12 protein-coding genes and 1 pseudogene are annotated in these 14,967 nt (G+C 65.3%); 12 read left to right on the plus strand and 1 reads right to left on the minus strand.

The genetic code is table 11. The annotated features are described in order from the left end of the window. Positions 1–92: 92 nt before the first annotated feature. Positions 93–322: pseudogene (locus tag GGD90_RS10200) on the minus strand (transposase); the annotation flags it as partial. Between the two features lie 268 nt (positions 323–590). Between GGD90_RS10200 and GGD90_RS10205 the strand changes: the two are divergent. The 12 genes from GGD90_RS10205 to GGD90_RS10260 all read left to right on the plus strand — a co-directional run bounded on the left by GGD90_RS10205 (position 591) and on the right by GGD90_RS10260 (position 14,967). Further along, the gene (locus GGD90_RS10205) at positions 591–1,097 is read left to right on the plus strand and encodes a sigma-70 family RNA polymerase sigma factor (RefSeq protein ID WP_153116650.1); all 507 of its coding nucleotides are present in this window, start codon (positions 591–593) and stop codon (positions 1,095–1,097) included. A 109-nt stretch (positions 1,098–1,206) separates the two neighbouring features. Beyond that, on the plus strand, positions 1,207–2,091 hold the full coding sequence (locus GGD90_RS10210; RefSeq protein ID WP_228273729.1) for a FecR domain-containing protein: 885 nt from the start codon (positions 1,207–1,209) through the stop codon (positions 2,089–2,091). 110 nt (positions 2,092–2,201) lie between these two features. Then, positions 2,202–4,622: a TonB-dependent siderophore receptor gene (locus GGD90_RS10215; protein ID WP_153116651.1), complete on the plus strand. Its 2,421-nt coding sequence runs from the start codon at positions 2,202–2,204 to the stop codon at positions 4,620–4,622. A gap of 150 nt (positions 4,623–4,772) precedes the next feature. Next, positions 4,773–5,252, plus strand: a complete 480-nt coding sequence (locus GGD90_RS10220; RefSeq protein ID WP_153116652.1) for a sigma factor-like helix-turn-helix DNA-binding protein — start codon at positions 4,773–4,775, stop codon at positions 5,250–5,252. After that, complete coding sequence (locus tag GGD90_RS10225; protein WP_184415089.1) at positions 5,239–6,237, plus strand: FecR family protein; 999 nt, start codon at positions 5,239–5,241, stop codon at positions 6,235–6,237. The genes GGD90_RS10220 and GGD90_RS10225 overlap by 14 nt, the downstream gene beginning before the upstream one ends. A 62-nt stretch (positions 6,238–6,299) precedes the next feature. Continuing rightward, complete coding sequence (locus GGD90_RS10230; protein WP_153116654.1) at positions 6,300–8,744, plus strand: TonB-dependent siderophore receptor; 2,445 nt, start codon at positions 6,300–6,302, stop codon at positions 8,742–8,744. Between the two features lie 197 nt (positions 8,745–8,941). After that, positions 8,942–9,244: a DUF3649 domain-containing protein gene (locus GGD90_RS10235; protein ID WP_153116655.1), complete on the plus strand. Its 303-nt coding sequence runs from the start codon at positions 8,942–8,944 to the stop codon at positions 9,242–9,244. Continuing rightward, positions 9,241–10,860, plus strand: coding sequence for a PepSY-associated TM helix domain-containing protein (locus GGD90_RS10240; protein WP_153116656.1), 1,620 nt, complete (start codon positions 9,241–9,243; stop codon positions 10,858–10,860). The genes GGD90_RS10235 and GGD90_RS10240 overlap by 4 nt, the downstream gene beginning before the upstream one ends. Before the next feature lies 1 nt (position 10,861). Then, positions 10,862–11,200 (plus strand): DUF3325 domain-containing protein, encoded by a 339-nt coding sequence (locus GGD90_RS10245; protein WP_153116657.1) that lies wholly within the window; start codon positions 10,862–10,864, stop codon positions 11,198–11,200. 19 nt (positions 11,201–11,219) lie between these two features. Continuing rightward, on the plus strand, positions 11,220–11,840 hold the full coding sequence (locus GGD90_RS10250; protein ID WP_153116658.1) for a hypothetical protein: 621 nt from the start codon (positions 11,220–11,222) through the stop codon (positions 11,838–11,840). Next, a complete protein-coding gene (locus tag GGD90_RS10255) occupies positions 11,840–13,033 on the plus strand; it encodes an efflux RND transporter periplasmic adaptor subunit (protein WP_153116659.1) in 1,194 nt (397 codons plus the stop codon). The genes GGD90_RS10250 and GGD90_RS10255 overlap by 1 nt, the downstream gene beginning before the upstream one ends. Next, positions 13,030–14,967 carry a MacB family efflux pump subunit gene (locus tag GGD90_RS10260; RefSeq protein WP_228273719.1) on the plus strand — a complete coding sequence of 646 codons (1,938 nt, stop codon included), beginning with the start codon at positions 13,030–13,032 and terminating at the stop codon, positions 14,965–14,967. Before GGD90_RS10255 ends, GGD90_RS10260 begins: the two co-directional genes overlap by 4 nt.

A 14,967-nucleotide genomic window follows, 5' to 3' on the forward strand; every position in this document is an offset into this window, starting at 1 on the left:
TTCTTCGGTAAAGCGCTTCTTCATGTCCAATCTCCTTGTCGTCGTGGATTGGACTCTAAAGTCACGCGCTACTCAATTCGGGGGGGACGTCGCTCGTTCTCCACAAGCGATTCGGCCAGAAGTTTCCTCTGCCGGGCGTTCTCGGCCTCGAGTTCCTTGAGGCGCTTGGCGTCCGAGACGCTCATTCCGCCAAATTTGTTCCGCCAGAGGTAGCAGCTCGCTTCCGAGAAGGGGGCTTGCAGCACAACACCGCTACAGGACTTCCCGCTTCCGCTTCCCGCAGCAAGCCAGTGATCTGTTCTTCGCTGAATCGCTTCTTCATGTCCAATCTCCTTATCGTGAGGGATTGGACTCAAAAGCCGCCCGCCACTCAATTCGGGGAGGACGTCGATCCAGCCCGAGAGCAAACACGAACGGCACCTGCCGCCAGATGCCGTTTTTCACCAAATCCTGCGGTCAACCGCAAGGCAAGGCCACCTTTCATCCGATTTGACGCCACCCGCCAAATCCACAACAATGAGAACAATTATCAAAAACAAAGGCCGGCCAACCCTGTAGGGCCAGCCTGCTTCCGTTCTCTGGAGTTCGCGTTGAACACCGCCGTCTCGCCCGACCCGCTGACCAGTCTCTACCGCGATCACCACGGCTGGCTGAACGGCTGGCTGCGGCGCAAACTGGGCAACGGCCACGACGCCGCCGATCTGGCCCACGACACTTTCCTGCGCATCCTTGCGGCGCGCAATGCCCAGGCCATCGAGGAACCTCGCAAGTATCTGGTGACCATCGCCAAGGGTCTGGTCGTCGATCGCTTCCGTCGCCTGAGCATCGAGGAAGCCTGGCTGGAAACTCTGGCGGCACGGCCGGAACCGCTGGCCGTATCGCCGGAAACGCGGGCGCTGATCCTGGAAACCCTGTTCGCCATCGACCACATGCTCGACGCACTCGGTCCGCGCGCCCGCGAGATATTCCTGCTCGCCCAATTCGAAGGGCTGAGCTACGCGGTCATCGGCGAGCGGCTCGGCGTCTCGGTCACCGCCGTGAAAAAACACCTGGCCCGGGCGCTGGCGCAATGCCTCATTCTCGCCGAGGGCTGCTGAGATGAAACACGGCATGATCGATCGCGTGCCCGGCCCCCGGCCAGCAAAAAGGCGGCGCTGAAATGGGCAGCCGCGAACTGCCGCGCGAGGCACTTGAAGCCGCCGCGCACTGGTACGTGCAGTTGAACGACGCGGCCACCGCGCCGCCTGGGAGCGCTGGCTGGCCGCCGATGACGACCACCGCCAGGCCTGGGCGCGCATGCAGGCGCTGGAGCGCCGGCTGAACGATGTGCCCGGCGAACTGGCCGGGCCGGCGCTGGCCAGCGCCCGCGCCAGCCGTCGGCGCACGCTCAAGCTGCTGACGCTGCTGCTGTCGGCCGGTGCCGTCGGCACGATGTTGCCGGAACTCGAATCCGGCTGGCAGATCGCCCGCGCCGACCTGCGCACCGCCACCGGTGAGCGGCGCCGCGTCAAACTGGCCGACGGCGGCACGCTCGATATCAACACGGCGTCGGCAGTCAACGTCGATTACGGCGCGGATTTGCGCCGGTTGCAACTGTTGACCGGAGAGATACTGGTCGAGACCGCCGCCGATCCGCGCCCCTTCGAAGTTCATTCCGGACACGGCGCAATCCGCGCCCTCGGCACGCGCTTCAGCGTGCACAGCCTGGGTGGCGAAACGCATGTGGCGGTACTCGAACACGCGGTCGAGATTCGCCCGCATGAAGGCCCGGCGCTGCGCCTGGAGGCTGGACAGCAAGCGATCTTCTCGGCGCAGGGGATCGTGGTGCCGGCGAATCCGGTGTCGCCCGGCGAAGGTGCCTGGCGCGACGGCAAGCTGATCGCCATCGACCGCCGGCTCGACGATTTTCTCGCCGAACTGGAGCGCCATCGCCCGGGCCGGATCGTCTGCGCGCCCGGGGTCGGCGGATTGCGGCTGTCCGGCGTATTCCGCCTGCACGACACCGACGCCGTACTCGACAACATCGCTGCATCGCTGCCGGTCAAACTGCGCTACCTCACCCGTTACTGGGTACGCGCCGAGGAAAGATAAGAATTATTTTCATCAATGGGTTGCTCTTTTTCTGTTGAAAACGGCCAAGCAGATAGAGGCGGCTCGCCGCGTCTTTCTACGGTCAACCAGTAAAAAGAGGAACCTTCGTCATGAAACAGCCTTTACCGTCGCGTCCGCGACCCCTTGTCAGCGCCTTGCGTGCCGCGCTGGTCGGATTGACACTGGCCGCTCCGCTCGCCTTGTCGCTGGCCCAGCCGGCCCACGCACAGAGCGCACCGCTGCGCAGCTTCCAGATCGCGCCTGGCGCACTCGACACCGCACTGACCAGCTTCGCCGCCGCAGCGAACATCACGCTGTCCTTCGCTGCCGGGCAGGCGCGCGAGCTGCGCACCGACGGCCTTAACGGCGAATACACGACTGAAAGCGGCCTCGCCCGCCTGCTTGCCGGCAGCGGCCTGGAAGCCGTGCATCGCGGTCAAGGTAATTATGTGCTGCGCCCCGCTGCAAAAGCCGATGCGCGTGCGCTCGACGGCGACGAAAAGATGCTCGGCAGCGTCCGCGTCACCGCCAACCAACTGGGCGAGATTACCGAAGGAACTGGCAGCTACACGCCCGGCACCATCGCCACGGCGACGCGCCTGGTGCTGACGCCGCGCGAGACACCGCAGTCGATCAGCGTCGTCACCCGTCAGGAAATGGACGACTTCGCCTTGACCTCGATCGACAAGGTCATGGAACACACGCCGGGCGTCAGCATCGTCACCTACGACAGCGAGCGCACCGAGTATTACGCGCGCGGCTTCGCCATCCAGAATTTCCAGTACGACGGCATTCCGATGCGGCGCGATTCGTCCTACTCGGCCGGCAACACGCTCACTGACATGGCCATCTACGACCGCGTCGAAGTGCTCAAGGGTGCCACCGGCCTGCTCACCGGCAGCGGCGACCCGGGTGCGACGATCAACCTGATCCGCAAGAAGCCGACCAAGGAATTCCAGGGCGAAGCGAGCCTGGGCGCCGGCACCTGGAACAACTACCGCAGCCAGTTCGATGTCAGCGGCGCGCTGAACCCGGCCGGCAGCCTGCGTGGCCGCGCCGTAGCCGCCTACCAGGACAAGCACTCACAGCTCGACGGCTACGAACGCAAGACATCGACCTTCTACGGCATCCTCGAAGCCGACCTCAGTCCATCGACCCTGCTCACCGTCGGCGCCGATTACCAGGACAACACGCCGACCCGTTCGACGTGGGGCGGCATCCCGATCTACAACAGGAACGGCGACTTCAACGACATGCCGCGCTCCTTCAACAACGGCGCCAGCTGGAGCAGCTGGAAACAATACACACGCACCGCCTTCGCCACGCTCGAACACACCTTCGCCAACGACTGGCTGCTCAAGGCCCAGTTCAACCACCAAATCAACGGTTACAACTATGCACTCGGCTCCGCAGCCGCCGACTATCCGAATCCCGCCGACGGCAGCGGCGTCTCAACCTGGGAAGGCAAGGATGTCGGCAAGACAGTAGCCAATGCCTTCGATGTCTATGCCAGCGGGCCATTTGAACTGCTTGGCCGAAAGCATGAACTGGTCCTCGGAGGCAGCCTGGCAAAACGGACATGGACAAATCGGGGCTACTGGGCCGGCAACAATTCGGTAACTAATTACTACACCTGGAATGGCAACATTCCGCAGCCAGACTGGAATAGTCTTGAAGCAACCCACAGCCGTGAAGTAACCCGCGAGAACGGGGTCTATGCGGCGGCCCGCTTCAACCTGCGCGACGATCTCAAGCTGATCGCCGGCAGCCGGCTGGTGAATTACGAAAACGCGACGCTGAAGAAGTCCGGCGTCGTCGTTCCCTATCTTGGCGCAGTCTACGACCTGAATGATCAGTATTCCGTCTATGCCAGCTATACCAGCATCTACAAGCCGCAAAGCGCGCAGGATGTCAAAGGCAAGACGCTCGACCCGCTCGCAGGCGTCAATTACGAAACCGGCGTCAAGGGCAGTTTCTTCGGCGGGCGACTCAACGCCAGTGTGGCTTACTTCCGGCTCGATCAGGACAACTACGCCAATGCCACCGGCGCTCTGACGCCAAGCGGCGGCACCGCTTACGAGGCGATCGACGGCGTCCGCACCAAGGGCTTCGAAGCCGAGGTTTCCGGTCAGTTGACGCCGCAATGGCAAATCCACGCCGGCTTCAACCACAAGATCGCCCGCCGGCAAGGCGACAAGGTTGCAACCCTGACCCCGGAAAACCAGTTCAGCCTGAGCTCCACCTACAAACCGGGCTTCGTCCCCGGCCTAAGCATCGGCGGCGGCGCCCGCTGGCAGGACAAGACCTGGGGCGACGTCAGCCATCCGACTCAGGGTACCGTCAAACATACCGTCGACAGCTACTGGCTGTTCGATGCCATGGCCAGCTACCAGATCGACAAGAACCTGTCGGTCAACCTCAACGTAAACAATCTGCTCGACAAGAAGTACTACACCATCTTCAGCTGGTACAGCACTTACACCTGGGGCGAAGGGCGCAACGCCATGCTGACGATGAAATACAAGTTCTGATCGGCCAGCTTTCCCCAGCCAACGGCGCCCCGCAACGGGCGCCGTTTCTGGTGAACGTATCGCGCTTTCCTGTTTCCATTCGACAAGGGCTTCGAATTTCACGACAATACGAACAATTCTTATTTCCGACAGATTCGCCGCGCGACTTTCATGTCCACGCACTTCTATTCCGAACTGGTCAATTTCTTCTCCCGCAGCTTGCGCGACCGCGATGCCGCGAACGATGTGGTTCAGGAGAGCTACGCCCGGGTGCTGGCCCTGGGAAACCAGACGGCAGTACTCGACATGCGCGCCCTGCTTTACCGGACCGGCAAGAACATCGCGATCGACGCGGCGCGGACGCGCCAGGCCGAATTGCGCATGCTCGATACGCTGACGCTGATCAGCCCGAATGAAACGCCCTGTCTGGAGCGCGCGGTCATCGCCCGGCAGGGATTGCAGCGACTGGCCGACCGCCTCGGGGCCATGCCACGCAAGCGGCGCGAGGCCTTCATCCTGGTCCGCATCTACGGCTTTACCCATGCCGAAGCAGCGGCACACCTCGAGACGACGCCCGTTGCCATTGAAAAACACATTGTCCGGGCGATTTGCACCCTGCTGGAACGCGGAGCCTGCGATGCCAGCCGGTGAACAATCCTGTCAGCGCCTGTTCAAGCACGCACTCTTGCTCGTCGTCCGGCAACACGGCGCGGCGCCCGCTGCCGCCGCTGACGCCGCCCGTGAGCTGGCCGCCTGGCGCCAACGCGACCCGGCGCATGAGAGTGCGTGCCAGGCGGCTTTGGCAGCCTGGCAACAAACCGACGCACGGATGCTGCGCGACGAATTCGCCTTGCCGCCTTCGCCGGGCGAGCGCAAGCGGCAGACCCGGCGCCGGCTGACCGCCCTGCTCGGCTTCGGCGGTCTGGCCTTGCTCACCGGACACCTCTGGCTGGAACCATCCTTCACCCTGCGCGCCAGCACCGGCCAGGCGCGGATCGAAACGCACGTACTCCCGGACGACAGCCGTCTCGACCTGGCACCGCGCTCCGACGTGGCAATTAGCTATTACCGCAACCGGCGACTGGCCAATCTGCTCGCCGGCGAAGTCCGTTTCGACGTCGCGCCCGACGCGCAACGGCCGTTCGAGATAGAAACCCGGCACGGGCGCGCGCGCGTGCTGGGCACCGCGTTTTCGGTCCGCGTACTGGATGATGGCTTGCGCGTCGCGGTAGCGCACGGGCGAGTCGCCGTCTGGCGGGCCGGGCAACCGGCGGACGCCCGGCCGGATACCGAACTCGGAGCCGGCGATGCGGTATTTGTCACGAGCACCGGCGAACTCCAGCACAGCCGCGTCGCGCCAGACGATATCGGCGCCTGGCGCCAGGGCTGGCTGGTCTTCGATGGCATTCCCCTCGACCAGGCCGTCGAGCGCTGGAACGACTACCTGAGCACGCCACTGGCGATCGAGCAGCGCTCGGCGCTGGCGAACATGCGGCTGACCGGCAGCTTCCCGATCGACAATCCGCTAGCCTTCCTGGAAGCGCTGCCACGCATCCATCCGGTCGAAGTCGTGGCGCAAGGCGACGGGCATTACCTGATCCGCCAACGGCCGACTGCATCCCGCAACGAAAAATAATTGTCCGGTTATTGGCTTCGCGAACGTCTTCACGTTGAAAACCACTCAACAGGACCTTCGCCATGCCCTCTGTTTCGCCCTTCACGCAGCGGCCATTTCGCCAACGTCTGCTGCCGATTGCCTGCGCCGCTGCACTTGGCACGCTGGCCATGCTGCCAGGCGCCCATGCGCAGACGGCCGCTCCGGCCACCCCACAATCCTTCTCGCTGCCCGCCCAGCCGCTCGGCCAGGCCTTGAACGCACTGGCACGCCAGTCCGGCGTCGCCATCTCGGCTGATGCCGCCCTGCTCGAGAATCGCAATGCGCCGGCACTGGAAGGAGCGACAAGCTTGCGCGAGGCGCTGCAGCGCCTGCTCACCGGCAGCGGCCTGCTTGCCGTACCCAGCGGTTCGGCGTGGACGATCCGCCCGGCCGCTAACAGCGACGGCGGCGCCATGCTCGCGCCGCTGACGGTTACCGCCCAAGCCGATCGGTCGACCAGCGAAGGCAGCGGCTCCTACACCACCGGCAGCATGCAGACCGCCACCCGCCTGCCGCTGTCGATCCGCGAGACGCCGCAATCGGTCAGCGTCATCACCCGGCAGCGCATGGAAGATCAGGGGCTGACGCAGTTGCCCGAGATCATCCAGCAGGTCGCCGGCCTGAGCATGAGCCAGTCGGGCAACCAGGGTTCCGATTCGACACCGATCTATTCGCGCGGCTTCACCGTCGAAAATTATCAGGTCGATGGAGTCGGCCACCTGAACAGCAACTATGCCGCCATCTTCCAGAGCAACGACATGGTGCTTTACGACCGGGTTGAAGTCGTACGCGGCGCCACCGGCCTGATGAACGGCATCGGTACACCCAGTGCCACGATCAACCTGATCCGTAAAAAACCGACGAGCGAGTTCCAGGGCTACGTCAAGGCAGAAACCGGTTCCTGGGACCGTTCCCGTGTCGAAGCCGATGTTTCGTCATCACTCAACAAGGCCGGCACGCTGCGCGGACGCGGCGTCATTGCCTGGCAGGACAACGACTCCTACATCGACCGCCTGGCGGAAAACAAAAAAATCGTCTCCGGCATCATTGAAGCCGACCTGAGCCCGAATACGCTGCTGACCACCGGCCTGAGCTGGCAACAGCACCGCGCACGGGGGCACTCACGGGGCGGGCTGCCGCTGTTCAACAGCGACGGCACACGCACCAGCTGGCAACGCTCCGACTCCGCCGCCGCCACGTGGGCCTATTCCGAGCGCGAAAACCTGGCCGCCTTCGCGTCATTGGAACACCGCTTCGCCAACGACTGGAAGCTCAAGGGCACCTACTCCTACGACCGGAGCAAATTCGACGAACAGCTCGGCTACGCGGCCGGGGGCAATCCGGACAAGACCACCGGCGCCGGCGTCTCGCTCTATGCCGGGCGCTGGAGCGGCCCACCGACCCAGCACAGCCTGGACGTCTACGCGAGCGGCCCATTCACCCTGTTCGAGCGCAAACACGACCTGGTATTCGGTGCCACCGTCGCACGCACCAAGCAGGACGCCGAGTCTTACCACCTCTGGTATGTCCTGCCCGTCTCGAACATCTACACCTGGAACGGCGCCAGCCCGAGCCAGCCCGACACCTCGCCGAAGGGCGATTTCAATTACAAGGAAAAGACCAACAGCGCCTATGTCACAGCCCGTTTCAAGCCCTTCGACCCGCTGTCGCTGATCGTCGGCGCGCGGGCGACCAGCTGGGAAGACGAAACCTACAACCGCAGCTACGCCACCGGCGTCTCCTCGAACGTCAAGCGCGAGTGGTCGAACCAGGTGACGCCGTACGCCGGGCTGGTCTTCGACCTGTCGCCGCAGTGGTCGGTCTACGCCAGTTACACGGATATCTTCAAGCCGCAGAGCAGCAGGGATGCGAGCGGCAACTATCTCGATCCGCTGCTCGGCAAGGCCTACGAACTTGGCAGCAAGGCTGAACTCCTCAACGGCAGGCTCAACTTCGCCGGGGCGATCTACCAGATCGAACAGGACAATCTCGCCGTCGCCATTCCGGGGGTACTCGCTCCGGATGGCTCGCAGGCCTACCGTCCCGCGAACGGCACGAAGACGCGTGGCTTCGAACTGGAAATCGGCGGAGAGCTTGCGCGCAACTGGCAGGCTTCGGCCGCTTTCGCACGCAATCTTTCGCAGGATGCGGGCGGCAATCTGCTCAACACGAACGTTCCGCAGAACACGCTCAAGCTGTTTTCGAGCTATCGCATGCCCTGGGTTGGCAACGGCCTGACCGTCGGCGGCGGTGTCCGCTGGCAGAGCAGGACGTGGTCGGACTTCACCTCGATGAGCGGCTCGCCGCGCGTTACCCAGGAGGCTTACAGCCTGGTCGACCTGATGGCCCGTTATGAAATCACGCAGCAGCTGAGTGCGGCTTTCAACGCCTACAACGTGTTCGACAAGACTTACCAGACCAGTTCTTCGGCGGCCTACTACGGGGAACCGCGCAATTTCCGCCTGAACCTCACTTACCGGTTCTGATCCCGGCAGCGGGGTGCCTTCGCGTCACCGGAAGGCGCCCCGCCGGCGTTGTTGTAACGATGTGTAAGCAGCACGACCCTTTTTCGCGGCTCAAACGACATGTCTAGTGAGAGCCGCAAAAATGCGGTGCCGCACCTCAGGACTTCGCCGCCGCCCCCGCAGCTTCCTTCCGCAAAACCCGTCAGCCGAGATCTGTCATGAACGCCCGGCCCGTCACGCCCAGAAATCACCTGCCGCTGTTTTCCCGCATTGTCGCCGCCATCGTCGGTGGCTACCTGCTGGCGTCCATCGCGACCGTCTTCCTGAGTTTCATCGTGCCCGCGTCACTGCCCGAGGCGGTGCTCGGTGCGACGCTGTTCAGCTTTGCCATCTATACCGCCGCCATCATCTGGGTGTTCGCCGCGCGCAACGCGACGCGCGCCTGGCTCGGTCTGTTGCTGCCGGGCGCCGGCCTGGCCGTTGCCTCGTTCTGCCTGCAACTGGCCAAAGGTGCGGCATGAAGCAGACTTTCCGGCAATCGATGTCCTGGCTGCATACCTGGGGAGGTTTGTGGTTCACCTGGATCCTCTTCGCCATTTTCCTGACCGGAACGCTCGGCGTATTCGACGATCCGATTTCACACTGGATGCGCGAAAAGGGGAAAGCCGGCGAAGTGCCGGCGATGAGCGCCGAAGAGCGCGCCCGCGCCGTCACGCTGGCGCAGGACTACCTCGTCCGTCAGGCGCCGCGCGCCGAGTTCTGGAGCATCGGCCTGCCCGATGAGGACGAACCGGCACTGCGCGTGTTCTGGCGGGAAACCGAGGCCAGCCCTTTCCAGAAACGCACTCTCGACCCGGCAAGCGGCAGCCAGCTGAAACCGGGCAGCGCGCGCGAAAGCGAAGGCGGCCATCACTTCGTGCATATGCATTTCGAGTTGCACGCCGGGACGGCAGGCATCTGGATCGTCGGCGCGGCGACGATGGCGATGCTGGTGGCGCTGCTGTCCGGCATCGTGGTGCACAAGAAGATCTTCGCCGACTTCTTCACCTTCCGGCCCGGCAAGGGGCAACGCTCCTGGCTGGACGGCCATAACGTGCTGGCCGTGCTGACCCTGCCTTTCCTGTTCATGATCACCTACACCGGCCTGATCGTCTTCTGGGCGACCTACATGCCGGCCGGCATCGCGGCGCGTTACGACGGTGACGAGGAACGCTACTTCAGCGCGCTGACCGACGGACCGCCGGCGCGTCCGCGGCAGTTCATCGAGGCGGCCGTCGCCCCGCTGGCGCCGCTGATGCTGCGCGGCGAGGCAGCGATCGCGCGTGAAACCGGTTTCGTCGTCGTCGAACATCCCGGTGACCGCAGCGCATCGGTGCGCATCTTCGGCCGGTTCGACGCCGAGGCCGAGAGCGACCGGCTGGTGGGCCGGAGCAGCGGCACCGCCCTGTTCGACGCGATCAGTGGCGAAGTGATTGACGTGCAGAAGCCGAACAGCGTACGTGGCGGCACTGTCCTCGCCGTGCAGCAGACGATGAACGCGCTGCATTTCGTGCGCTTCGGTGCCTATCCGCTGAAGTGGCTCTACTTTCTCTCGGGCATGGCCGGGGCGGCGATGCTGGCAGCCGGGGCAATCCTGTTCATGGTCAAACGGCGCAAGAACGCCGGCAACGAATTCGGCAGCGCCACGGCCGGCGTTTACCGCGTCGTCGAAGTCCTCAACGTCGCCGCGATTGGCGGCCTGGTGCTGGCCTGCATCGCTTATTTCTGGATCAACCGCCTGCTGCCGCTCGACGTCGCCGAACGGGCGACGCGCGAAATCGAGCTGTTCTTTGCCGTCTGGCTCGCCACCCTGGCGCACGCCGCCTGGCGCACGCCGCACCGGGCATGGTGCGAGCAGTTGGCCGCCAGCGCCTTCCTGTGCCTGGCACTGCCACTGCTCAATCTGCTCAGCACCGGCGACTGGCTGGTCGCCGCACTCGCCCGCGGCGACGGGGAAACAGCCGGCGTCGAGCTGACCGCGCTGGCCTTCGGTCTGCTCTTCATCGCCGCCTTGCGCCATCTGTGGCGCCGCGCAGCGGCGGCGGATGCACGCGACGAGACGCTCCCCGACGCGACGGCGACGGCAACAGGAGGCTGAGATGGAAAAACATTTCGCCCTCTATCTCGTGTTCTTCACCTGCTATGCCGGCCTGCTCGCCATCAGCCTGACGATGGACCGGCATCACGCTCAGGTCCTGCGCGGCAAACCGGAACGCTCGCGCCGGCTGGCGCTGCGTCTCGCCGGCTGGAGCCTGCTTGGCCTTGCCCTGTGGCTGTGCAGCCTGGCCTGGGGCTGGGCGATCGGTCCGGTGGCCTGGTTCGGCCTGCTCTCGGCGGCGGCGTTCGGCCTCGTCTTCCTGCTTCCGTACGCGCCGCGTTTTGCGCCGTGGCTGAGCATCATCGGTCCGCTACTGGCGCTGCCGCCCTTCTATTTCTGACTTTCCCCGAGGATTGCCCATGAACCGCTTCTCCGCTGCCCGGCTGGGCCGGCTTTCCCTGCCCGTCCTGGCGCTGTTGCTCGCCTCGACCGTACAGGCACAGTATTTCTGGATCGACGACGACGCTGACGGCAGGCGTATCCAGTCCGACGAATTGAACAAGCCGGGCGAAGCACTGGCCGTCCAAGGGGCGCGTGCCTTTGCGGCGGATGGCAAGACGATCGCGCTGGAAGCTGCCAGTGGCGGATACAAGGCAGCACAAAGCGGCGCTGACCTGCGCTTCACCGCCCGCCACGCCGATGAAAAAAGCCTGAGCATCTACCACGCCCGTTTCGGCCGCCAGGAAACCAAGGCGGTCAGCGATCTCGAACTGGTACCGACGACGCCGGGCGGCAATACCTACCGGCTGTTCTGGAAAGGCAGCGCGGTCGGCGCCTCGCAGGTGAACGTGAGCACCTCTGAAGGCTGGTCGCGCGTATTGCGTCCGGCCACCGACGGTTCGGTCAGCTTCACGCCGTCCTTCCCGGCGCTCTACGTGCTCGAGGTTTCGGCCAGGGTCAATGGCGCCGTCACCGTCGACGGCAGGAAATACGAAGACGTACGCCACGTCGCGACGCTGAGCTTCCGGGTCGATCGCTGATGACCTTGATGCAGCGGCTGAGGTCCGGCGCAACGGGCCGCCTTGTCAGCGTCGGCGCCGGGGCACTCGTCATCGGCCTGATCTGGTGGCTCAAGCACGACCCACTCGAACTGGAGCTCGCGCCGGTGCTGCGCGCCGACATCGAGGCGACGGTTACCGCCATCGGCACGCTGCAGCCGCGCCGCTATGTCGATGTCGGCGCGCAGGTGTCCGGCCAGATCGTGCACCTGCACGTCCAGCCGGGCAGCCAGGTCGCCAGGGGTGATCTGCTGGTCGAGATCGACCCGAGCGTGCAGCGTGCCACGGTCGATGCCGGACGGGCGGCGCTGGCCGGCCTGCGCGCGCAACTTGCCGAACAGCAGGCGCAGCAACAGCTGGCCCGGCAGCAAAACGCCCGCCAGCAGGAACTGGCGCAGGCCGACGCGACGAAGGCCGAGGATGTGCAGATCGCCGAGGCCAATCTCGCCGCCGCTTCGGCGCGCATCGACAACCTGAAGGCGCAGATCGACCAGACGCAGGCGACACTCAAGGCCGACGAGGCACGGCTCGGCTACACCCGCATCTTCGCGCCGATGGCCGGCACGGTGGTTGCCGTCGAGGCACGCGAGGGGCAGACCCTCAACGCCACTTACCAGACACCGAACATTCTGCGCATTGCCGACCTCTCGGGGATGACGGTATGGACCGAAGTCTCGGAGGCCGACATCGGCCAGGTGAAACCCGGACTGCCGGCCTATTTCACGACCCTCGGCGGCCACAGCGAAGCGCGGCCGCGGCGCTGGGAAAGCCGCATCCGCCAGATCCTGCCGGCACCGCCGGCAGCGCCGGCGGCGGCCGGAACGCAGTCCGGCGGCGGCCAGCCGCAGGGCATGAAAGCGGTCAATTACACCGTGCTGTTCGATGTCGACAACCCGGACGGCGCGCTGATGCCGCAAATGACCGCCCAGGTCGCGATCGTCACGGCGCGCGCGCCGGCCGCGATCAACGTCCCGCTGGCCGCGGTCGACGGGCTGGCCGAGGATAAACCGACGGTTCGCGTGCTGCAGAACAAGGGCGGCATCGAAACGCGTCCGCTGACGCTCGGCGTGCGCAACCGGCACGTGGCCGAAGTGCGCAGCGGTCTGGCCGAGGGTGAGAAGCTGATCCTCGGCGAAAAGCCGCTCGCCACGGGGCCACGGAGATTCACCTGGTGACGCCGCTGATCGAACTCCGCGCAATCCACAAGCGTTATGGCGGCGGCGACCGGCCCGAAGTGGGAGTGTTGCATGGCATCGATCTCGCGATCGGCAGCGGCGAGTTCGTCGCCATCGTCGGCGCTTCGGGTTCGGGCAAATCGACGCTGATGAACATCATCGGTTGCCTCGATCGCCCGAGCGCCGGCCACTACCGCTTCGCCGGCCGCGACGTCGCCGATTTCGCCGCCGACCGGCTGGCCTGGCTGCGTCGCGAAGCCTTCGGTTTCGTCTTTCAGGGCTATCACCTGATCGCCAGCGAGACGGCGCGCGAAAACGTCGAGGTGCCGGCGCTCTATGCCGGACTGCCGGAAGGCGAGAGGCGCCGGCGGGCGAGCGCGCTGCTCGAACGTCTGGGCCTCGGCGACCGTCAGGACAACCGGCCGAATCAGCTCTCCGGTGGTCAGCAACAGCGCGTCTCGATCGCCCGCGCGCTGGTCAACGGCGGGCGCATCATCCTCGCCGACGAGCCGACCGGCGCCCTCGATTCGCGCAGCGGCGCCGAGGTCATGGCCCTGCTGCGCGAACTCGCCACTGCCGGCCACACGGTGATCCTGATCACGCACGACCGCGATGTCGCCGCCCAGGCCGAACGCGTCATCGAAATCCACGATGGCCGGATCACGCACGATTCCGGTGCGCGGACGCCGTCCGTGGCGCTGCCCCTGCCCGCGCTCGACGTCGACCACGAGCACGGCGCCAGCCTGCGCGACGAGCTGGCGGAAGCGACGCGCACCGCCTGGCGCGCGATGCGTATCAATCGCGGCCGTACCGGCCTGACGTTGCTCGGCATCGTCATCGGCGTCGCCTCGGTGATCCTCATGCTGGCGATCGGCGAAGGCGCCCGCCAGCGCGTCATCGAGCAGATCGGCAGCATGGGTACGACGATCATGTATCTGGGCAGCAAACCGCCGGTGAGCGGCGGTCCGATCGGCACGATCAGCGACGACGATCTGGACGCCATCCGCAGCCTGCCACAGGTACATCGCACCATGCCGGTGATCGGCGATCCGATCCTCGTCCGCCACGGCAACGTCGAACGCACGATCTACGTTTACGCCGGCGGCGAGACGCTGCCCGAGATTTTCCGCTGGCCGGTCGAGCGCGGCCGCTTCTTCTCGGCACGCGAACAGGACGAACTGGCGCCGGTCGTTGTCGCCGGCAACAAGGCCTTCCAGCAGTTCTTCCCCGGCGTCGCCAACCCGATCGGCCGGCAGTTGCTGATCGGCAACGCGCCCTTCGAGGTGATAGGCGTGATGAGCAGCCGCGGCACCGACGGCTGGGGCCAGAACTACGACGATATGGTCTTCATCCCCTATCGCGCCGGCCGCGCCAGGGTCTACCGGACGCAGACGCAACCGGATTACACCCTCATCGACGTGGTCTCGCCCGATGTCGTCGACGAGGCCGAGGACGCCATCGGCCGCCTGCTCATCAACCGTCATGGCCGCGAGGACTTCGGCATCGGCAACGCCGCCGCCAGGATCAAGGCGGAAATGCAGACGCGCGAGGCGATGACCCTGATGCTGAGCCTGATCGCCGCCGTCTCGCTGGTCGTCGGCGGCATCGGCGTGATGAACGTGATGCTGATGACGGTGCGCGAACGCACGCGCGAGATCGGCATCCGCATGGCCACCGGCGCCCGCCAGCGCGACATCCAGCGCCAGTTCCTGACCGAGGCAGTACTGATCGCGCTGAGCGGCGGCCTGATCGGCGTCGCCAGCGGCCTGGCCATCGGCTTTGCCTTGCTGCTCTCGGGAATCCCCGTGGTTTTCTCGCTGACCGCCAGCGTCGGCGCCTTTGCCTGCGCCATCGCCACCGGACTGGTCTTCGGCTGGCTGCCGGCCCGCCAGGCCTCGCGCCTCGATCCTGTCGTCGCTCTTGCCGGGGAATAG

It is taken from the genome of Rhodocyclus tenuis (assembly GCF_014197755.1).
Classification (GTDB): Bacteria; Pseudomonadota; Gammaproteobacteria; order Burkholderiales; family Rhodocyclaceae; genus Rhodocyclus; species Rhodocyclus tenuis.